The organism is Citrobacter sp. C13 (assembly GCF_014596815.2).
Taxonomy (GTDB): Bacteria; Pseudomonadota; Gammaproteobacteria; order Enterobacterales; family Enterobacteriaceae; genus Citrobacter; species Citrobacter portucalensis.
Genome location: NZ_CP115024.1, coordinates 3,063,155 through 3,084,912 on the forward strand (window position 1 = coordinate 3,063,155; position 21,758 = coordinate 3,084,912).

Genomic DNA, 21,758 nt, shown 5'->3' on the forward strand with positions numbered 1-21,758 from the left:
ATCCTTTCAGGCTGCGGTAATCAGCCAGCAATTGTGGATCTGACGGTTACGGGCAAAATCCTGGGAAAGCGTTTTTTGGGTAATTTCTTGTGCTTTCAATCCCAGTTCAGCCAAACCGTCGAGATCCATACGGAACCCACGTTTGTTGTTGGAGAACATGATCGTGCCGTCTTTACGCAGCAGACGTTTCAGATCTTTCATCAGCGCCAGATGATCGCGCTGCACATCAAACGAATCTTCCATACGTTTTGAGTTAGAGAACGTCGGCGGATCGATGAAAATCAGATCAAACTGTTCATTCGCATCACGCAGCCAGCCCAGGCAATCGGCCTGAATTAAACGGTGAGCGCGACCGCTCAGGCCGTTCAGACGCAAGTTGCGTTCCGCCCATTCCAGATAGGTACGCGACATATCGACCGTCGTAGTACTACGCGCACCGCCCAATCCTGCATGTACGCTGGCGCTGCCGGTGTAGGAAAACAGGTTGAGGAAGTCCTTACCTTTACTCATCTGCCCCAGCATGCGGCGCGCAATACGGTGGTCGAGGAATAAACCCGTATCAAGGTAGTCAGTCAGGTTCACCCACAGGCGCGCGTTGTACTCGCTTACCTCAATGAATTCACCCTTCTCATTCATCTTCTGATACTGATTCTTGCCTTTCTGTCGCTCACGGGTTTTCAGCACCAGTTTGTTTGGCGCGATTTCCAGTACTGACAGCGTGGCGGCAATGATGTCGAACAGGCGTTGACGTGCTTTTTGCGCATCAACCGTCTTCGGCGGGGCATATTCCTGAACCACGACCCAATCACCGTAACGATCTACTGCAACGTTGTATTCCGGCAGGTCAGCGTCATACAGGCGATAGCATTCAATGCCTTCCTGACGCGCCCATTTTTCCAGCTTTTTAATATTCTTGCGCAGGCGGTTGGCATAATCTTCCGCTACCGTAGCAGGCTTGCTGTCCGCAGTGGTCTCTGCGACGTGATAATTCTTCTGCACACAATCCAGCGGCCCGTTTTTCGCTTTGAACTGCTTGTCGGCACGTAATTGCAGGCTGCTGAGCAGATCCGGCGAGGCACTGAACAGCGACAAATTCCAGCCGCCAAACTGGTTTTTCATCGTACGGCCCAGCAGGCTGTGCAGGGCAATCAGCGCCGGTTCGCTATCCAGACGTTCGCCGTAAGGCGGGTTACTGATAACTGTCCCATAGGGTCCTTTCGGCAGCGGATTGCTCAATTTGGCGACATCTTTCACGTCAAACGTCATCAGATCGGCGATACCGGCGCGGCGAGCATTACTACGCGCTTTTTCAATCACGCGCGCATCGCTATCGGATCCATAAAAATGCGAGGTATAGTCAGCCAGTCCCTTACGCGCACGCACCTGCGCTTCGGCTTTAACTTCTTGCCAGACGGCTTCGTCGTGTTGCGCCCAACCGCTGAAGCCCCAGTATCCACGGTGCAGACCCGGCGCGCGATCGGTCGCCCACATTGCCGCTTCAATCAGCAGCGTGCCGGAACCACACATCGGATCGAGTAACGGGGTTCCCGGCTGCCAGCCAGAACGCATAACAATTGCCGCGGCCAGCGTCTCTTTAATCGGTGCCTGACCCGCGCGATCGCGATAGCCACGCTGATGCAAACCGTCACCGCTCAGATCGAGCGCAATGCTGGCAGTATCTTTGTTCAACCAGACGTTGATGCGCAGATCCGGAGATTCACGATCCACATTCGGACGCGACATATTTTTGCGGGTAAAGGCATCGACAATCGCATCCTTGACCTTCAGCGCGCCGTACTGGCTGTTACGAATGGTCTCGTTCAGTCCGCTAAAATGGACGGCAAACGTAGCACCAGGGTTAAATATCTCTGTCCAGTCGATTGCCTGAACGCCGAGGTACAGATCAAGATCGCTGTAGACCTTGCACTCTCCCATCGGCAGGATAATGCGCGAGGCCAGGCGGCTCCACATCAGGCTCTGGTAAACAAGCCGCGTGTCGCCCTTAAAATGGACCCCACCCTGAACGACCTGACACTCCAGCGCGCCGAGGTTTTCCAGTTCAGTTTTTAACAGCTCTTCCAGCCCGCGGGCCGTACTGGCAAACAGAGAATTCATAATGTCACTTTTACTCCGAGAAAATTGCTGCGCATTATAGCTAATATGGGCTGTATGTCATAAAGTTGAAGGCTTATTTTCATTCGAGGGGCTGTACAGTGGTCACGTTAACCCGACTTTTTATTCATCCGGTTAAATCAATGCGCGGCATTGGGCTTACGCATGCCCTGGCAGATATTAGCGGTCTCGCCTTTGATCGCATATTTATGATCACTGAACCTGACGGAACATTCATAACCGCCCGCCAGTTCCCACAAATGGTCCGTTTTACGCCTTCCCCATTCCATGATGGGCTGCATCTTACGGCGCCAGACGGCAGCAGTGCGCTCGTACGATTTGCCGACTTCGCCCCCCAGGATGCACCAACAGAAGTATGGGGAAACCATTTTACCGCGCGCATTGCGCCAGTGGCTATTAACCAGTGGCTTAGCGGCTTTTTCTCCCGTGAAGTGCAGTTACGCTGGGTCGGCCCGCAGCTGACGCGCCGTGTAAAACGCCATGTTGATGTTCCTTTATCCTTCGCTGATGGTTATCCCTATCTGCTGGCCAACGAAGCATCCCTGCGCGATCTGCAACAGCGCTGTCCGGCAAGCGTCAAAATGGAACAGTTTCGCCCCAATATAGTGGTTTCGGGAGCTGGTGCCTGGGAAGAAGATACCTGGAAAGTGATTCGTATTGGCGACGTCATTTTTGATGTAGCAAAACCCTGTAGCCGCTGTATTTTCACGACAGTTAGCCCGGAAAAAGGCCAGAAACATCCATCCGGTGAACCGCTTGCCACATTGCAAACCTTCCGTACTGCGGTAGATAACGGCGATGTCGATTTCGGTCAGAATCTTATCGCGCGTAACAGTGGCGTTATTCGCGTCGGCGATGAGGTAGAAATTTTGGCAACCGGCCCCGCCAGAGCGTACGGCGCGGCTGAATCAGACGAAACTACACCCGAACAACAACCTGATGCCACGGTGCTTATTGACTGGCAGGGACAGACCTTTCGCGGAAATAATCAGCAGGTATTGCTTGAGCAGTTGGAGAACCAGGGTATCCGGGTTCCCTATTCATGCCGGGCAGGCATTTGCGGATGCTGTCGAATTCGACTGGTAGAAGGCGAAGTTAGCCCGTTGAAGAAATCAGCGATGGGGGACGACGGAACGATTCTGTGCTGTAGCTGTGTTCCCAAAACGGCAATCAGGCTGGAGAGCTAAACCGCCTGCTCAAGGCTGAAACTGTCAACAACGGCCTGCGGTTTCAGTCTGTCATTCATTATTTTAATCGCATCGCCAAGCTGCATCGTACGCCCGGCGATAACCACACCAGGTTGCGCAAGCAGGCAAAGTGCGGCGTTTTCACCCGGCTCAACCACTAACAGGTTTACCTGTTCATCGGTATCGCTTAAATCAACACAGGCAGCGTCACCCACGACCGGCGACCAGTTAATACCGTGTGCGACAAAGTGCCAGCTTTTCGGCATTTGCGGTTTGAGATAACGGATCGCCACCAGCGCATTGAGCACCAGTTCCGCTTTTTGTTCTTTGGCTAAATCCAGGTAGCGACATTTTTCTTCAAAGGAAAAATAAAGCGCGGCGTCATCAACACAAAAGCCTGACGGAGAAAATGCATCAGGAGTGAGCATTTTACGAGCAAAACGCGAACGGAATAACATGCCATTGGCTAAATCGAGCATCATACGATCGTGCTCTTCATCATAATACCAGCGCCAGTTATCGTCGGGTTTAATTCGCATCAGTTTCTCTCCTTTCCTTAATCATCACCGTTACGACAGTATCCTTTTGCCGCTTCGTTTATTGCCCTAATAATAAAAGCTCAGAATGTTTAAATAAGCAACAGTAAAGGAATATAAAACAACCAGGGCTAGAAATAAAGCCCTGGTTTGTGATTAAGGTAGCATTCAGATATTGCTGACGATTTCTTTTATCAACGGCGGACCTTTAAAAATAAAGCCCGAATAAATCTGTACGAGGGTTGCACCAGCAGCTATTTTCTCACGTGCAGCAATCACCGAGTCGATACCACCAACGCCAATAATCGGCAGCTGACCTTTTAATTCCTGAGACAACTGGCGAATAATTTCTGTACTTTTTAATTGTAACGGTCGACCGCTCAGACCACCCATTTGATCGCAATTTTTCATTCCCTGAACAAGAGAACGATCGAGGGTGGTGTTAGTCGCAATTACGCCATCAATATTATGACGAACTAAACTATCGGCGACCTGGATCAGTTCTTCCACAGAAAGATCCGGCGCGATCTTTACCGCCACCGGAACATATTTATGGTGGATCGCTTGCAGATCGTTTTGCTTATTTTTAATTGCCGTCAGGAGATCGTCCAGCGCTTCGCCGTATTGCAGCGTACGTAATCCCGGCGTATTCGGTGAAGATATATTAATCGCGATATAACCAGCATAAGCATAGACTTTTTCCATACAAATCAGATAGTCATCTTTGCCGTTCTCTACTGGGGTATCTTTATTCTTACCAATATTAATCCCCAGAATACCGTCAAAATGCGATTTTTTAACGTTCTCAACCAGGTTATCAACCCCGTGGTTATTAAACCCCATGCGGTTGATCAGACCTTCTGCATCGACCAGACGGAACAGACGCGGTTTATCGTTACCCGGCTGAGGGCGTGGCGTCACGGTACCAATCTCAATGGAACCAAATCCCATAGCGCCGAGCGCATCAATGCACTCCCCGTCTTTATCCAGTCCGGCAGCAAGCCCGAGCGGATTTTTGAACGTCAACCCCATACAGGTGACCGGTTTTGCCGGTACTTTCTGGCGCACAAGCGCTTCAAGCGGCGTGCCGGTAATACGACGTAATTGCTGGAATGTCAATTCATGAGCGCGCTCTGGATCGAGCTGAAAAAGGGCTTTACGAACGAAGGGGTAGTACATGAACTCTCCTGGATTCCCGGTGTGCAAACCGGGGGCGTATTATGTGCTATCGCGAGCAAAAAGGGAATTGACCTGCGGCAATAAATAGCAATCGTTTTCCTTGCCTCTGCCTTTTTATTCAATTTCCAACTTTTCTATGCCGTATAAATCATTTCGATAAACAAAATCTCTCTGCCAGACTGCTCAAATTGTTATTGATGTTAACAAAAAGCAAACAATTGGTTATAAGGGGAGATTGAAAATATGCGCGTCATCACTTTGGCGGGAAGCCCACGCTTTCCCTCTCGCTCCAGCGCGTTACTGGAATATGCCCGAGAAAAACTGCACGGTCAGGATGTCGAAGTCTTTCACTGGAACCTGCACAATTTTGCCCCGGAAGATCTGATCTATGCTCGTTTCGACAGTCCAGCGCTGAACACATTTATCGAACAATTGCAGGATGCAGACGGGCTGATTGTCGCAACACCAGTCTATAAAGCCGCTTACTCTGGCGCCCTGAAAACCCTGCTCGATCTACTCCCCGAGCGGGCGCTGGAAGGGAAAGTGGTTTTGCCGCTGGCGACCGGCGGCAGCGTGGCGCATTTACTTGCCGTCGATTACGCGCTGAAACCGGTACTGAGCGCATTAAAGGCCCAGGAGATCCTGCACGGTGTGTTTGCTGATGATTCACAGGTAATTGATTATCAACATAAACCTCAGTTTACGCCCAACCTTCAGCAGCGTCTGGACAGTGCGCTCGATACCTTCTGGCTGGCGTTGCATCGTCGCGATGTCCAACTTCCTCAACTGAACACCCTGCGAGGTGCCGCCCATGTTTGATCTTCTCAAGCGTCACACGTCATGGCTGGCATTGACCGGGTTGTTGTCGCTGTCAACTCTGGGGCATGCCGCAGAATCGGCCCCCGATGCCCTGCGTATTGGTTACCAGAAAGGAAGCGTCAGTATGGTGCTGGCCAAAAGCCATCAGCTACTGGAGAAACGCTACCCGCAGACCAAAATCTCGTGGGTTGAATTCCCGGCTGGACCGCAAATGCTGGAAGCACTCAATATCGGCAGTATCGACCTCGGCAGCACCGGTGATATTCCACCAATTTTTGCCCAGGCCGCCGGAGCCGATCTGGTTTACGTGGGCGTCGAGCCGCCCAAACCGAAAGCCGAAGTGATTCTGGTGCCGAAAAATAGCCCGATCCAGAGCGTCGCGCAGCTTAAAGGACATAAAGTCGCCTTCCAGAAAGGTTCCAGCGCCCACAATTTACTGCTCCGGGCGCTGCAACAGGCCGGACTGAAATTTACCGATATTCAACCGACCTATCTGACTCCCGCCGATGCACGAGCGGCCTTTCAGCAAGGAAACGTTGATGCGTGGGCTATCTGGGACCCCTATTATTCCGCCGCATTACTGCAAGGTGATGTGCGCGTACTGAAGGACGGCTCAGACCTTAAGCAAACCGGTTCGTTTTATCTCGCCGCCCGTCCTTATGCCGAGAAAAATAGCGCTTTTGTACTTGGCGTACTGGATACCTTTAGCCAGGCCGATGCGTTAACGCTCAACCAGCGCCAGCAAAGCATTACCCTGCTGGCCAAAACCATGGGGCTGCCCGAACCGGTGATTGCGTCTTATCTGGATCACCGTCCGCCAACCACCATTGTGCCAGTCAACGCCTCCGTTGCTGCCCTGCAACAACAAACCGCCGATCTGTTTTATGACAACCGTTTGGTGCCGAAAAAAATCGATATTCGCCAGCGTATCTGGCAACCCACTCAGCAGGCAGGAGAAAAATTATGAGTCTGAACATGTTTTGGTTTTTACCCACCCACGGTGACGGTCATTATCTTGGAACGGAAGAAGGTTCGCGCCCGGTCGATCACAGTTATCTGCAACTAATCGCGCAAACGGCCGATCGTCTTGGATTTACCGGCGTCCTGATCCCAACCGGTCGCTCTTGCGAAGATGCCTGGCTGGTCGCCGCTTCGATGATCCCGGTCACCCAGAGATTAAAGTTTCTGGTCGCGCTGCGCCCAAGCGTCACCTCGCCAACGGTTGCCGCACGTCAGGCTGCGACGCTCGACAGACTCTCAAATGGCCGGGCGTTATTTAACCTGGTGACCGGCAGCGATCCACAGGAGCTGGCAGGTGACGGCGTGTTCCTCGATCACACAGAACGATATGAAGCCTCTGCTGAATTTACTCAGGTCTGGCGGCGCTTGCTGCAAGGTGAAACGGTGGATTTCAACGGCAAACATATTCATGTCCGCGGCGCGAAGCTGCTTTTCCCTCCCGTACAACAACCCCGGCCACCGCTTTATTTCGGCGGCTCGTCTGATGTCGCACAAGACCTTGCTGCCGAGCAGGTTGATCTCTATCTGACCTGGGGCGAGCCGCCGGAACAGGTGAAAGCGAAGATTGAACAGGTGCGGGCCAAAGCAGCGGCGCTCGGGCGCAAGATCCGCTTTGGTATTCGTCTGCATGTGATCGTACGGGAGACAACCCACGAGGCGTGGCAGGCAGCGGATCGTCTGATAGCCCACCTGGATGACGACACCATTGCCAAAGCCCAGGACGCCTTCTCAAGAACGGATTCGGTTGGTCAGCAGCGAATGGCTGCACTGCACAATGGTAAACGCGACAAATTGGAAATTAGTCCGAACCTGTGGGCAGGCGTTGGACTGGTACGCGGTGGCGCGGGTACCGCGCTGGTCGGAGATGGTCCGACTGTCGCGGCGCGTATCAACGAGTATGCCGCGCTGGGAATCGACAGCTTTGTGTTGTCCGGATACCCACATTTGGAAGAGGCATACAAGGTTGGCGAGCTGCTGTTCCCGCATCTGGATGTTGCTATACCGGAAATTCCGCAGCCGCAATACCTGCAACAACAAGGTGAAGCGGTGGCAAACGAATTTATCCCGCGCAAAGTCGCGCAAAGCTAAGGAGCGGCTAATGGCAACGCCGAAAAACAGATGGTTATTACGCCTCGCGCCCTGGTTTTTACCGGTAGGTCTGGTGGCGCTCTGGCAGCTCGCATCTTCAATGGGCTGGCTGTCCACTCGCATCCTGCCCTCTCCGGAGGGTGTTATCGAAGCCTTCTGGACGCTTTCCGCCAGCGGCGAGCTTTGGCAGCATCTGGCCATCAGTTCCTGGCGCGCGCTAATCGGATTCTCCATCGGTGGATCGATTGGCCTGACGCTGGGACTGATCAGCGGTCTTTCGCGTTGGGGAGAACGTCTGCTGGATACCTCAGTGCAGATGCTGCGTAACGTACCGCATCTGGCGCTGATCCCGCTGGTGATTCTGTGGTTCGGCATTGATGAATCCGCCAAGATCTTTCTCGTTGCGTTGGGCACGCTGTTCCCGATTTACATCAACACCTGGCATGGGATTCGTAGTATCGATCGTGCACTGGTAGAAATGGCGCGCAGCTATGGATTATCCGGCTTTTCACTGTTTGTTCATGTGATCCTCCCCGGCGCCCTGCCCTCGATTATGGTCGGCGTACGTTTTGCTCTCGGTCTGATGTGGCTGACGCTGATTGTGGCAGAAACCATTTCTGCCAATGCTGGTATTGGTTACCTGGCGATGAACGCCCGCGAATTTCTGCAAACCGATGTGGTCGTGGTGGCCATTATTCTCTACGCCTTGCTCGGCAAACTTGCCGACGTCAGCGCCCAATTGCTGGAGCGAGTCTGGCTACGCTGGCACCCGGCTTACCATGTAAAGGAGGCTACCGTATGAATACCGCTCGCTTGAACCAGGGTACGCCGCTATTGCTGAGCGCCGTGACAAAACAATACGCCGCCAATACGGTGCTCAATCAGTTAGATTTGCATATTCCGGCCGGACAGTTTGTTGCCGTGGTTGGCCGCAGCGGCGGTGGTAAAAGTACGTTGCTGCGTCTGCTGGCAGGGCTGGAATCGCCGACCTCAGGCGCATTACTTGCCGGAACCACCCCACTGGCGGAAATTCAGGATGATACGCGTATGATGTTCCAGGATGCGCGTCTGCTGCCATGGAAGACGGTTATCGATAATGTGGGCCTGGGTCTGAAAGGTCAGTGGCGCGATGCGGCCCGAGATGCGCTGGCCGCCGTTGGGCTGGAGAGTCGTGCTCACGAATGGCCGGCTGCGCTATCCGGTGGACAAAAACAGCGTGTAGCCCTGGCACGGGCATTAATTCATCGCCCCGGTTTGCTGCTGCTGGATGAACCCCTCGGCGCTCTGGATGCCCTAACCCGCCTTGAAATGCAGGATCTGATCGTCTCTTTATGGCAAGAGCACGGCTTTACCGTACTGCTGGTCACTCATGACGTCAGTGAAGCGGTGGCAATGGCCGATCGCGTGTTGCTGATTGAGGACGGAAAAATCGGACTGGATCTTACGGTGGATATTCAGCGCCCCCGCCGTTTGGGATCGGGACGGTTAGCCGATCTGGAAGCGGAAGTGTTGAACCGGGTTATGCAGCGTGGCGACAATGAAGTTCAGTTACGCAAGCAGGGTTAAAAATGCCGGATGGCGCTACCGCTTATCCGGCCTACGCGTGAATGGTAGGCCGGACCCATCCGGCAATATTATCAGGCTAACGCTTTAGAGATCTTCTCGAACAGATCGCCTGAGAGATTCTCCAGACCTTTCAGCTTTTCCAGCGCCGCACGCATTTTCGCCTGACGTTTTGCATCATAACGTTTTAAGCGAATCAGCGGCTCAATCAGACGTGACGCCACCTGCGGGTTACGACTATTAAGCTCAGTCAACATGTCGACCAGGAACTGATATCCACTACCATCTTCCGCATGGAATGCCGCCGGGTTGCTACCTGCAAAGGCACCGATCAGCGAACGGATTCGGTTCGGGTTACTCATACTGAAAGAGCGATGCTTCAGCAGGCCGCGTACGGTTTCCAGCACGTTTCTCGCCGGGCTGGTGGATTGCAGGATAAACCATTTATCCATCACCAGACCGTCATGGTGCCACTTATCATCATACTCTTGCATCAACGCGTCGCGACAAGGTAGCTGCGCCGCGACTGCCGCGGACAGCGCCGCCAGCGCATCGGTCATATTGTTCGCTTCACGGTACTGCTTGCTTACCAGCGTGTCAGCCAGATGGGTTTCGCCAAAGGCCAGGAAACGCAGGCAGGCGTTACGCAGCGTACGCTTGCCAATATCGGCATGCTCAACGCGGTACTCATCAAGATGATTAGCGTTATAGATGGCGAGGAATTCATCTGCCAGTTCGGCGGCCAGCGTGCGGGTTAATGCTTCGCGTACTTCGGTTATCGCCACCGGATCGATGATGTCGAACAGTTCAGCTATTTCATTTACTGAAGGCAGCGTCAGGATCTCTGCCGCCAGCGCCGGATCGATTTTCTCATCCAGTAAAATTGCGCGGAATGCATCAGCCACGTGTACCGGCAGCGACAGCGGTTGTCCCTGCTGATGACGGGCAACGTTAAGCTTAATATAGGTCGCCAGCAGGCTTTGCGCCGCGTCCCAACGAGAGAAATCGTTACGCGCATGACGCATCAGGAAGGTCAGCTGCTGATCGCTCCATTTGTATTCCAGTTTTACCGGCGCGGAGAATTCGCACAGCAGCGCCGGAACCGGCTGGAAGTAGACGTTATCAAAGACAAACGTCTGCTCTGCCTGGGTGACGTTGAGTACAGAATTCACCGGGTGCCCGCCTTTTTGTAGCGGGATCACTTTCCCTTCGTTGTCATACAACTCGAGGGCGAAAGGAATATGCAGCGGCTGTTTTTCGGCCTGATCCGGCGTGGCCGGCGTGCGCTGGCTGATCGTCAGCGTGTACTGCTCAGTTGACGGATTGTAGTCATCACGCACGGTCAGAATCGGCGTACCGGACTGACTGTACCAGCGGCGGAAATGGGAGAGATCAACGTTAGAAGCATCTTCCATCGCCTGCACGAAATCATCACAGGTTGCAGCACTGCCGTCATGACGCTCAAAGTACAGTTGCATCCCTTTCTGGAAGTTAGCCTCACCGAGCAGGGTGTGGATCATACGAATCACTTCAGCGCCCTTTTCATACACGGTCAGGGTATAGAAGTTGTTCATTTCAATGACCATATCCGGACGGATAGGATGTGCCATCGGGCTGGCATCTTCAGCAAACTGCAGACCACGCATGGTGCGCACATTGCTGATGCGGTTTACCGCGCGTGAGCCGAGATCGGAACTGAACTCTTGATCGCGGAACACGGTTAAGCCTTCTTTCAGGCTCAACTGGAACCAGTCACGGCAGGTCACACGGTTGCCGGTCCAGTTGTGAAAATACTCATGACCGATAACGCGCTCAATATCGAGGTAGTCTTTGTCGGTGGCGGTATCGGTACGTGCCAGCACATATTTGGAGTTAAAGATGTTCAGACCTTTATTCTCCATCGCGCCCATATTGAAGAAATCCACGGCGACAATCATATAGATGTCGAGGTCATACTCGAGGCCAAAGCGCTCTTCATCCCATTTCATGGAGTTTTTCAGCGAGGTCATCGCCCACGGCGCGCGATCCAGATTACCGCGATCGACGTAAAGTTCCAGCGCCACTTCACGCCCGGAACGGGTAGTAAAAGTGTCGCGCAGGACGTCAAAATCACCGGCCACCAGCGCAAACAAATAGCACGGTTTCGGGAACGGATCCTGCCACTGTACCCAGTGACGACCATTTTCCAGTTCGCCCTGCGCCACACGGTTACCGTTGGAGAGCAGGAACGGATATTGGGTTTTATCGGCGATAATTTTGGTGGTAAAACGCGCCAGGACATCAGGCCTGTCGAGATACCAGGTAATATGGCGGAAACCTTCCGCTTCACACTGGGTGCACAGCGCGTCGCCAGACTTGTACAGCCCTTCCAGCGCTGTATTGGCCGCCGGGCTAATTTCATTCACGATACGCAGCGTAAAACGTTCCGGCAACTGACTAATGACCAGAGCGCCCTCTTCTTCTTTATACTCTGTCCACGGCTCGTCGTTCACGTGGATCGACACCAGGGTCAGATCTTCGCCATTCAGGCGCAGGGGCACATCGGACGCGCCATGACGGACAGCCTGGCTCACTGCGGTGACCACGGTTTTTTCAGCATCCAGGTCAAAGGTCAAGTCAATATCAGTAATCTGGTAATCCGGCGCACGATAGTCGTGACGGTATTTGGCTTGTGGCTGTTGTGTCATAAAAAAACCTTTAGCATCTTTAATAGAGTCTCGGCTTCAGTCTATTCCTGTTGCGTAAATCGCGCTACGCAGAATGTTCATCTTTTCAGGCACAAACACCCTTTTTGCTACATTTTCATAACACGTGGCACGAATTGCCCTCGACCAGAAAGAGAGCTTATGGTGTGATCGGGGTTCAATAAATCGCTAAACAGGGTATACTCCAGCGGTTTTCTTAGTTGTTTATTGTACTAAACGCTCCCGTGAGAGGATGCTACTGCGCACCTATGACACAATTCGCTTCTCCTGTTCTGCACTCGCTGCTGGATACAGACGCTTATAAGTTGCATATGCAGCAAGCCGTTTTTCACCACTACTACGATGTACAAGTAGCGGCTGAATTTCGTTGCCGTGGCGATGACCTGCTCGGTATTTATGCCGATTCTATTCGTGAGCAGGTGAATGCTATGCAGCACCTGCGACTGCAGGAGGATGAGTACCAGTGGCTCTACGGCCTGCCTTTCTTTAAAGCTGATTACCTTACCTGGTTACGTAATTTCCGCTATAACCCGGAACAGGTTTGCGTCACCAATGATAACGGCAAGCTAAACATCCGCTTAACCGGTCCGTGGCGTGAAGTGATCATGTGGGAAGTCCCGCTGTTAGCGGTGATTAGCGAACTGGTACACCGTTACCGTTCACCTGAATCAGGCGTCCCGCAGGCACTCGATGAGCTGGAAAGCAAACTAGTAGAATTCTCTGCTTTAACGAAAGATGTCGATATGTCCCGCTTCCATTTGATGGATTTCGGTACGCGTCGTCGTTTTTCGCGCGAAGTACAGCAGGCTATCGTTAAACGCCTGCAGCAAGAGCCCTGGTTTGTTGGCACCAGTAACTACGATCTGGCCCGCCGCCTGTCATTAACCCCAATGGGTACGCAGGCGCATGAGTGGTTCCAAGCTCATCAGCAAATCAGTCCAGAACTTGCCACCAGCCAGCGCGTAGCCCTGGCAGCCTGGTTAAATGAATACCCTGATCAACTCGGCATTGCATTAACCGATTGCATCACCATGGACGCATTTTTACGCGACTTTGGCGTTGAGTTTGCTACCCGCTATCAGGGTCTACGCCATGACTCAGGCGATCCGGTGGAATGGGGTGAAAAAGCCATCGCCCATTATGAAAAACTGGGGATTGATCCGCTGAGCAAAACGCTGGTCTTCTCAGATAATCTCGATCTGAAAAAAGCGATTGAACTCTACCGCCACTTCTCTTCCCGCGTACAGTTGAGTTTTGGTATTGGGACACGGCTAACATGCGACATTCCGCAGGTTAAGCCACTCAATATTGTGATCAAGCTGGTGGAATGTAACGGCAAACCGGTGGCGAAGTTATCTGACAGCCCGGGTAAAACCATCTGCCACGATAAAGCATTTGTTCGTGCACTGCGCAAAGCCTTCGATCTCCCGCATATCAAAAAAGCCAGTTAAGCCTTCCAGGGAGCCATTTTGGCTCCCTTTTTCGCGTTTATTTCCGAAATCTTTCACTCCAGCTACGAATTCTGCTTGTCTGATTGCAGATGCCAGGTAACATAGGTATCCCCCCATTACGGGTGGACATGTGTTTATATATCCGACTATTAACAGAGAGAATATTATGAGCGTTGTGCCTGTAGCCGACGTACTCCAGGGCCGCGTAGCCGTTGACAGCGAAGTCACCGTGCGCGGATGGGTGCGTACCCGCCGAGATTCAAAAGCTGGCATCTCCTTCCTCGCCGTTTATGACGGTTCCTGCTTTGATCCTGTACAGGCCGTCATCAATAATTCTCTGCCCAATTACAATCAGGACGTACTGCGCCTGACGACGGGTTGTTCAGTTATCGTAACGGGTAAAGTCGTTGCGTCTCCTGGACAAGGACAGAGCTTTGAAATTCAGGCCACTGAGGTTGAAGTAACGGGCTGGGTTGAAGATCCTGACACTTACCCAATGGCAGCTAAGCGTCACAGCATTGAGTATCTGCGTGAAGTGGCGCACATGCGTCCGCGTACCAACATGATTGGTGCGGTAGCGCGTGTACGTCATACGCTGGCGCAGGCTCTGCATCGTTTCTTCCACGAGCAGGGTTTCTTTTGGGTATCGACTCCGTTGATCACCGCTTCCGATACGGAAGGTGCCGGTGAAATGTTCCGTGTTTCTACGCTGGATCTGGAAAACCTGCCGCGTAACGATCAGGGTAAAGTCGATTTCGACAAAGACTTCTTTGGTAAAGAGGCCTTCCTGACCGTTTCCGGTCAGCTGAACGGTGAAACCTACGCCTGCGCCCTGTCTAAAATTTATACTTTTGGCCCGACGTTCCGTGCAGAAAACTCTAACACCAGTCGTCACCTGGCAGAGTTCTGGATGCTGGAACCAGAAGTGGCTTTTGCTGACCTGAACGATGTTGCAGGCCTGGCTGAAGCGATGCTGAAGTACGCGTTTAAAGCCGTACTCGCAGAGCGTGCGGATGATATGAAATTCTTCGCTGAACGTGTCGACAAGGACGCGATTTCACGCCTGGAACGTTTCATTGACGCTGACTTCGCGCAGGTGGATTACACCGACGCGGTAAGCATTCTGGAAAAATGCGGTAAACAGTTCGAAAACCCAGTTTACTGGGGTGTGGATCTGTCTTCTGAGCATGAACGTTACCTTGCTGAAGAGCACTTTAAAGCGCCGGTGGTAGTGAAAAACTACCCGAAAGATATCAAAGCGTTTTATATGCGCCTTAACGAAGACGGTAAAACCGTTGCTGCAATGGACGTACTGGCCCCGGGAATCGGTGAAATCATCGGTGGTTCTCAGCGTGAAGAGCGCCTGGACGTGCTGGATGCCCGTATGCTGGAAATGGGTCTGAACAAAGAGGATTACTGGTGGTATCGCGACCTGCGTCGCTACGGTACCGTTCCGCATTCCGGCTTCGGATTGGGCTTCGAGCGTCTGATCGCTTACGTCACCGGCGTACAGAACGTCCGTGATGTTATTCCGTTCCCGCGTACTCCACGTAACGCCACCTTCTAAACGTGCGTTATTGTTTTGAAGGCCAGCATTGCTGGCCTTTTTTATACCCTTTTCGTGTTATCTGGATACCCATCTCACGTTAAACGCAACCTTTCAATCTCCTCCACCTGTTACGTAATATTTCATCGCAATACATTTGCACAAAAAATAATCAGCAATTTTATTGTGGATTAGCATTTTCTGATTAAATAGTACATTTTTCAGCCTCTCGCACGGCACTCCAGACGTCCAAAAATCGTTACCTGTAAAATCCGAACTTTCCGGCAGAACGGAGAAAAAATGACCTTAGCAAAATTAAACATAAGAAAATCATATAAATAGAAATAAAAACGAGAATTTTAAGCGCAGGAGCATCCGAAGTTTGACGCTGTTCACAAAGTTGCACAAAAATAACATTTTGTTACACATTTTTTCTTTTTGAAACCAAATCTTTATATTTGTAGCACTTTGACGGTAGCGAAACGGTAGTTTGAATGGAAAGATGCCTGTCAGACACATAAAGACACCAAACTCTCATCAATAGTTCCGTAAATTTTGATTGACGGAATTTATTGGCGGCAGTGGCAGGTGTCATATAAAAACCGATGAGGGTAATAAATAATGATGAAGCGCAATATTCTGGCAGTGGTTATCCCTGCTCTGCTGGTAGCCGGGGCAGCTAACGCTGCAGAAGTTTATAACAAAGATGGCAACAAAGTAGACGTATACGGTAAAGCCGTTGGTCTGCATTATTTTTCCAAGCACAACGGTGATAACGCCTACGCTGCTAACGGCGATCAGACATATGCCCGTCTTGGTTTCAAAGGGGAAACTCAGATTAACGACCAACTGACCGGTTACGGCCAGTGGGAATACCAGTTCAGCGGCAATAACGCAGAAGGCGGTGACGATGCCCAGAAAGGCAACAAAACCCGTCTGGCGTTTGCTGGTTTGAAATTTGGTGACGCAGGCTCCTTCGATTACGGTCGTAACTACGGCGTTGTATACGATGCTCTGGGTTACACCGATATGCTGCCAGAATTCGGTGGTGATACCGCTGCTTCTGACCAGTTCTTCTCCCAGCGTAACGGCGGTCTCGCAACCTACCGTAACTCTAACTTCTTCGGTCTGGTTGAAGGCCTGAACTTCGCTGTACAGTACCTGGGTAAAAACGAACGCTCTAGCAGCCCAACCCGTTCTAACGGCGACGGCGTTGGCGGTTCCGTAAGCTACGAAATGGATGGCTTCGGTATCGTCGGTGCTTACGGCGCAGCTGACCGTACCAACGCGCAAGAAACGCTGACCTACGGTCGCGGTGCAAAAGCTGAGCAGTGGGCTGCTGGTGTGAAATACGATGCGAACAACATCTACCTGGCGGCGAACTACAGCGAAACCCGTAACGCAACCCGTATCTCTAACGGTTACGCTAACAAAACTGAAGACGTACTGTTGGTTGCTCAGTACCAGTTCGACTTCGGCCTGCGTCCGTCCCTCGCCTATACCAAATCTAAAGGTAAGGACATCGAAGGAATCGGCGACGTAGATCTGGTGAACTACTTCGAAGTAGGTGCGACTTACTACTTCAACAAAAACATGTCCACCTATGTTGATTACATCATCAACCAGATCGATTCTGACAACAAACTGGGCGTAGGCTCTGACGACACCGTTGCAGTGGGTATCGTTTACCAGTTCTAATAGCAGACCTCTTTGTTAAATGCCTAAAAAACAGGACTTCGGTCCTGTTTTTTTATATCTGCTAGCGGATTCTTGCGTCTTAAAAAAACACCTCAGCTTTTCGTCAGTAACGGTTGGCATTTTGTAAATCTACCGTTAACCTGATAGCGGACTTCCCTTCTGTAATCACTATGGAACCTCGTCATGTTTGAGAACATTACTGCCGCTCCTGCCGACCCCATTTTGGGTCTGGCTGATTTGTTTCGTGCCGATGACCGCCCTGGAAAAATAAACCTGGGGATCGGTGTATATAAAGATGAGACAGGCAAAACGCCGGTACTGACCAGCGTTAAAAAAGCCGAGCAATATATACTAGAAAATGAAACCACCAAAAATTACCTTGGCATTGACGGTATTCCAGAGTTTGGTCGCTGCACTCAGGAATTACTGTTTGGTAAAGAAAGTTCGCTGATCAACGATAAGCGTGCACGTACCGCACAAACCCCTGGCGGCACTGGTGCACTGCGTGTGGCAGCTGATTTCCTGGCAAAAAATACGTCGGCTAAACGCGTATGGGTGAGCAATCCAAGCTGGCCGAACCATAAGAGCGTCTTTAACTCTGCAGGCCTGGAAGTTTGTGAATACAACTATTACGATGCAGCAAACCACTCGTTAGATTTTGATGCGCTGCTGGCAAGCCTCAGCGAAGCGCAGGCTGGCGACGTGGTGCTATTCCACGGCTGCTGCCATAACCCTACCGGTATCGATCCTACGCTGGAACAGTGGCAAACGCTGGCTCAGATGTCTGTCGAAAAAGGTTGGTTACCGCTGTTTGACTTCGCATACCAGGGCTTTGCCCGTGGCCTGGAAGAAGATGCAGAAGGTCTGCGCGCATTTGCGGCTCTGCACAAAGAGCTGATCGTTGCCAGCTCCTACTCCAAGAACTTTGGACTGTACAATGAGCGTGTAGGCGCCTGTACGCTGGTTGCTGCGGATGCTGAAACCGTTGACCGTGCGTTCAGCCAGATGAAATCAGCCATTCGCGCTAACTATTCCAACCCACCAGCACACGGTGCATCCGTAGTGGCCACGATTCTGAGCAACGACGCGCTGCGTGCCATCTGGGAACAGGAACTGACTGATATGCGCCAGCGCATTCAGCGCATGCGTTTACTGTTTGTGAATACGTTGCAAGAGAAAGGTGCAAACCGCGATTTCAGCTTTATCATCAAACAGAACGGCATGTTCTCGTTTAGCGGCCTGACCAAAGAGCAGGTTCTGCGTCTGCGTGAAGAGTTTGGTGTCTACGCTGTCGCTTCCGGACGCGTAAACGTGGCAGGAATGACGCCAGACAACATGGCGCCACTGTGCGAAGCGATTGTCGCAGTACTGTAATCTATCGCGCACAAAAAAGGCCGCAATAGCGGCCTTTTTATTTATTAAACGAATTACCAGACAGGCATTTCATCTTGCAGGAACGGGTTATGTAAGCGTTCATTACCCAGCGTAGAGAGTGGGCCGTGACCCGGAATAAACGTTACGTCATCGCCTAACGGCAATAGTTGACGTTTAATCGAATCGATTAGTTGGCTGTGATCACCGCGCGGGAAATCGCTGCGCCCTACGCCACCTTTGAAAATCACGTCACCAGAAATCAGTAACTTTGATTGCTCATCAAAGAAGACCACATGTCCCGGTGTATGACCCGGACAATGCAGAACCTGTAACGTCACGTTGCCAACGCTTATCCGGTCACCTTCATTCAACCAGCGATCGGGCGTCAGCGGCTCACAATCTCCCAGGCCAAACATGCGGCTCTGAGCAGGGAGTCCCTGTAACCAGAACTCATCTTCTTTTTCCGGACCAATAACCGGTACACCATAATGTTGTGCCAGTTCAGCCGCCGCTCCAACATGGTCAAGATGACCGTGAGTAAGCAGGATCTGCATTAACGTCAGACCGCTGGCATCCACTTCCTGTTTGATTTTCTCGGCATCGCCGCCGGGATCGACCAGCGCGGCCAGACGAGTCTGCTCACACCAGATTAGCGAGCAGTTCTGGGCGAATGCAGTGACCGGAATAATACGATAGTTCATACAGCTCCTGTTTCATTAAGCTTATGGATCACCAGTGCCGTGCAGGGCCGGTGTCAATATGCACAAAGTTACTGCTGGGGTAGTATCCTACACCACCTGCGCGCATAGATAACGCAGCTTTGCGAATATTACTTAATGCGATGCCTTCAATATGGAAATCCATGGCCTGACCTTTAGTGTGGTAGCTTTTCTTAGCCACACCACGGCTACGTGCACGGAGTTCATTATTGGTATCGATAGAGCGATAGCCTGAAATCAGCTGTACGGGTTTACGCGTGCCCAGCAGGCCCTGCAGACGGAAGAGTTGATCAAACAGTCCCGGGTCAATGGATTTCACTTTATTGGCCCGAAAATCACGGAAAAAGTGGTTAAGTTTTGCTAATTCGTCCTGAATATAGCCCCTGCCATCAAAAAACTCTGCTTTTATTGACTCACCGGTATGCAGGTTATTCAGAGTCAATATACGCGGACGTGGGGTAGAGAGTGTTGCAAACGCAGGCGTAGGCAAGATGGCAGCGCCGAGGGCAATACCACCAAGCGCCAGCAGTTTGCGGCGATTAGCGTCAAATTTGTCCATGGTATTAAGGTCTACAAGGTCAATGTTATCGTATGTATGCTCTAGCGCACGCGGGAAACCTTATCTGGCTAAGTAGTCCACGTCAAGGCTCCCAACCCCAGGAAATACGGGGCTCACAGCCATTTTGCCCCGTTTCCAGCATAACTTACGACAATCATTTTCCTCGAACTGCTTCATTTATCTGATTAATTGCTCGGCTTTTGACACAATTTGTGCGCTGGATCGCGCTGTCAGATCGTAATTGTAAATATCTGTACGATACTGCGTGCGCCCATCAGGGCCGACAAATGCGGTCAGATAGTAGAGGTTGACCGGAATATTCTGGCGAATATTCACATACCGCGTATCTCCTTGCTTCAGGGCATCCGAGATGCGTGAATCATTCCAACCCGCATCCTGTAGCAGCATATTCGCCAGCTCAGATGCCTTGTTCACACGCACGCATCCGGAGCTTAACGCCCGCGTATCTTTCTGGAACAGATTGTGGTTCGGCGTATCGTGCAGATAAATAGCGTCCGAACTCGGCATATTGAATTTATAGCGTCCTAGCGAGTTACGTGCGCCCGGAGCCTGCTGAAAGCGGAACGGCAGATTGGACGCAGTGATGGTCGCCCAGTCAACCTGCCACGGATCTATCGTCTCTTTACTGTTCCAGCCGCGCATTACGGTATAGCCGTGACGTTCAAGATATCCCGGATCATTCCATAACTTAGGCAGAATATCTTTACGTGCCAGCGTCGGCGGAACGTTCCACGGTGGGTTAACGACCACGTTATTCAGCGCACTGCTCATCATCGGCGTTTTACGATCGGGACGCCCGACAATAACTCGCGAGGCCAGCACCTGATTGCCATTCTGATAATAAACCAGCGAATAGGCAGGAATGTTCACCATGATACCGGTAGACAGCTCACTCGGCAGCAGACGCAAGCGCTGAATATTTAACGCTAGCACGCCCGCACGCTGAGCAGGCGTCACGTTCAGCCAGTCACGTGTGGCTGGGCCAATCGCGCCATCTGCGCCAAGTCCCTGCCACGTCTGAAAACGCTTTACCGCATCAACCAATTCACGATCGTAGGTACCACGCCCTTCTTTGCCAGACGTACTGACGGCAGGCTCCAGCATCCCGGTTCGACGCAAAATTTCACGCAGCGCGGGGATGTCATTACTCCACTCCCCCGGACGCAGCGTTGCTGTACTGGTGAGTTGCGGCCAGGGACGTGAATCGCCCACCAGCTTGAGCAGTGATTCATGCATGGCTGCATACTGCGGATGTTGAGGCGAAAGGCTGGCCACAAATGAAGTCAGTTGACCGTTATCCAGTGCGACCTGCCACTGGTTGATGACGGAAATCGGCGGCGTCGTTAGCGCATAGGGCTTATCGCTGTAAAGCCAGCGATTACCTTTGACAGGGATGTTAGCGATAAAGTGCAGATACCCCATCATCGCATCAGAGAGCACGATGTCTCTCGCCTGACCGGTTACTGCCGGGTCAGTCAGAAGTGCAACCCAGGTAGTGAACTGCGGCTGAAAGCCGGCAATTGCGATCTCGGCTAACTGTTGCTGAAATGCCTTTACCGCATCACGATTTTCCCACATCGGCTTCATTTCGCGTGCGGCATACAGCAGTTCCAACTGGCTCATGTAAACCGGCGTATAACCTGCTGGCAGTTGAGAGTGTATTTCGGCGCGGGCTTTATCGACAGACACGCCTTCTGGCAGCGGTTGAATACCCGCCATGATAGCCGTCGCAGAAGATTGAACCTGCGGCTGCGATAACGCTGTTGGCTGTTCACTGACGGTCGCAGAGCTATCGCCAGGGATCATTTCAGGCTCATCGGCCTGCGCATTGAACAGTGGAGCGAATGTTACGGCCAGGCACAAACTGATTGCCGACAGCCGACGACCACACATTTTATTAAGCAACATCCCTTGCCCCCTGTTTTCTTTATCATACTCTGAATAGCCAGGCCGTCTGTATTCCCCTTTATTTTGACGAGGGTCGGACCTGTAAAACGCCAATACAAACTGAAGTATGACGAGCAAGCCTGTGACGCGTTAGGCTCACCTTTAGTATATAAACATCAAAAACTTTTTGCCTAACCTAATGTAAAGAAGTCTAAAGAAATTACACCAGGCATGAAGTCTTTTCGGAAAAAGATAAGGCGGCCATGTAGCCG

At 51.8% G+C, this 21,758-nt stretch carries 17 protein-coding genes; 10 read left to right on the top strand and 7 right to left on the bottom strand.

Annotated elements, in window-relative coordinates:
* Positions 1-6: 6 nt before the first annotated feature.
* On the bottom strand, positions 7-2,115 hold the full coding sequence (gene rlmKL, locus IB222_RS14755) for a bifunctional 23S rRNA (guanine(2069)-N(7))-methyltransferase RlmK/23S rRNA (guanine(2445)-N(2))-methyltransferase RlmL (RefSeq protein ID WP_148362158.1): 2,109 nt from the start codon (positions 2,113-2,115) through the stop codon (positions 7-9).
* 98 nt (positions 2,116-2,213) lie between these two features.
* On the opposite strand from rlmKL, the gene IB222_RS14760 reads away from it, so the two are divergent.
* Positions 2,214-3,320, top strand: a complete 1,107-nt coding sequence (locus IB222_RS14760) for a YcbX family protein (protein ID WP_149384721.1) — start codon at positions 2,214-2,216, stop codon at positions 3,318-3,320.
* Here the strand turns inward: IB222_RS14760 and zapC are convergent.
* Together zapC and pyrD are read right to left on the bottom strand one after the other, a co-directional pair.
* Positions 3,317-3,859, bottom strand: coding sequence for a cell division protein ZapC (zapC, locus tag IB222_RS14765; protein ID WP_003035852.1), 543 nt, complete (start codon positions 3,857-3,859; stop codon positions 3,317-3,319). The genes IB222_RS14760 and zapC overlap by 4 nt on opposite strands.
* Positions 3,860-4,024: 165 nt before the next feature.
* Complete coding sequence (gene pyrD, locus IB222_RS14770; protein ID WP_003831973.1) at positions 4,025-5,035, bottom strand: quinone-dependent dihydroorotate dehydrogenase; 1,011 nt, start codon at positions 5,033-5,035, stop codon at positions 4,025-4,027.
* 243 nt (positions 5,036-5,278) lie between these two features.
* On the opposite strand from pyrD, the gene ssuE reads away from it, so the two are divergent.
* The 5 genes from ssuE to ssuB are packed head-to-tail and all read left to right on the top strand — an operon-like array spanning position 5,279 to position 9,529.
* Complete coding sequence (gene ssuE, locus IB222_RS14775; protein ID WP_149384722.1) at positions 5,279-5,854, top strand: NADPH-dependent FMN reductase; 576 nt, start codon at positions 5,279-5,281, stop codon at positions 5,852-5,854.
* The gene (locus tag IB222_RS14780) at positions 5,847-6,821 is read left to right on the top strand and encodes a sulfonate ABC transporter substrate-binding protein (RefSeq protein WP_126318587.1); all 975 of its coding nucleotides are present in this window, start codon (positions 5,847-5,849) and stop codon (positions 6,819-6,821) included. Before ssuE ends, IB222_RS14780 begins: the two co-directional genes overlap by 8 nt.
* Positions 6,818-7,963 carry an FMNH2-dependent alkanesulfonate monooxygenase gene (ssuD, locus tag IB222_RS14785; protein WP_003831965.1) on the top strand — a complete coding sequence of 382 codons (1,146 nt, stop codon included), beginning with the start codon at positions 6,818-6,820 and terminating at the stop codon, positions 7,961-7,963. The genes IB222_RS14780 and ssuD overlap by 4 nt, the downstream gene beginning before the upstream one ends.
* Positions 7,964-7,973: 10 nt before the next feature.
* Positions 7,974-8,765, top strand: coding sequence for an aliphatic sulfonate ABC transporter permease SsuC (gene ssuC, locus IB222_RS14790; RefSeq protein ID WP_149384723.1), 792 nt, complete (start codon positions 7,974-7,976; stop codon positions 8,763-8,765).
* Positions 8,762-9,529 carry an aliphatic sulfonates ABC transporter ATP-binding protein gene (ssuB, locus tag IB222_RS14795; protein ID WP_149384724.1) on the top strand — a complete coding sequence of 256 codons (768 nt, stop codon included), beginning with the start codon at positions 8,762-8,764 and terminating at the stop codon, positions 9,527-9,529. Before ssuC ends, ssuB begins: the two co-directional genes overlap by 4 nt.
* A 71-nt stretch (positions 9,530-9,600) precedes the next feature.
* On the opposite strand, the gene pepN is transcribed toward ssuB, so the two are convergent.
* The gene (gene pepN / locus IB222_RS14800; RefSeq protein ID WP_149384725.1) at positions 9,601-12,213 is read right to left on the bottom strand and encodes an aminopeptidase N; all 2,613 of its coding nucleotides are present in this window, start codon (positions 12,211-12,213) and stop codon (positions 9,601-9,603) included.
* 266 nt (positions 12,214-12,479) lie between these two features.
* On the opposite strand from pepN, the gene pncB reads away from it, so the two are divergent.
* The 4 genes from pncB to aspC all read left to right on the top strand — a co-directional run bounded on the left by pncB (position 12,480) and on the right by aspC (position 18,300).
* Complete coding sequence (pncB, locus tag IB222_RS14805; RefSeq protein ID WP_149384726.1) at positions 12,480-13,682, top strand: nicotinate phosphoribosyltransferase; 1,203 nt, start codon at positions 12,480-12,482, stop codon at positions 13,680-13,682.
* Positions 13,683-13,848: 166 nt separating this feature from the next.
* Entirely contained in the window at positions 13,849-15,249 is a 1,401-nt protein-coding gene (asnS, locus tag IB222_RS14810; protein WP_020996514.1) for an asparagine--tRNA ligase, read from the top strand.
* 600 nt (positions 15,250-15,849) lie between these two features.
* A complete protein-coding gene (ompF, locus tag IB222_RS14815; protein ID WP_286546973.1) occupies positions 15,850-16,926 on the top strand; it encodes a porin OmpF in 1,077 nt (358 codons plus the stop codon).
* Between the two features lie 183 nt (positions 16,927-17,109).
* Entirely contained in the window at positions 17,110-18,300 is a 1,191-nt protein-coding gene (gene aspC / locus IB222_RS14820; protein ID WP_003831950.1) for an aspartate transaminase, read from the top strand.
* 53 nt (positions 18,301-18,353) lie between these two features.
* Here the strand turns inward: aspC and IB222_RS14825 are convergent, their stop codons facing one another.
* The 3 genes from IB222_RS14825 to ldtD all read right to left on the bottom strand — a co-directional run bounded on the left by IB222_RS14825 (position 18,354) and on the right by ldtD (position 21,507).
* Complete coding sequence (locus IB222_RS14825) at positions 18,354-19,001, bottom strand: MBL fold metallo-hydrolase (protein ID WP_149384727.1); 648 nt, start codon at positions 18,999-19,001, stop codon at positions 18,354-18,356.
* A gap of 28 nt (positions 19,002-19,029) precedes the next feature.
* Entirely contained in the window at positions 19,030-19,578 is a 549-nt protein-coding gene (locus IB222_RS14830) for a YcbK family protein (protein WP_003831948.1), read from the bottom strand.
* A gap of 177 nt (positions 19,579-19,755) precedes the next feature.
* Positions 19,756-21,507 (bottom strand): L,D-transpeptidase, encoded by a 1,752-nt coding sequence (gene ldtD / locus IB222_RS14835; protein WP_063940615.1) that lies wholly within the window; start codon positions 21,505-21,507, stop codon positions 19,756-19,758.
* Between the last annotated feature and the right edge of the window lie 251 nt (positions 21,508-21,758).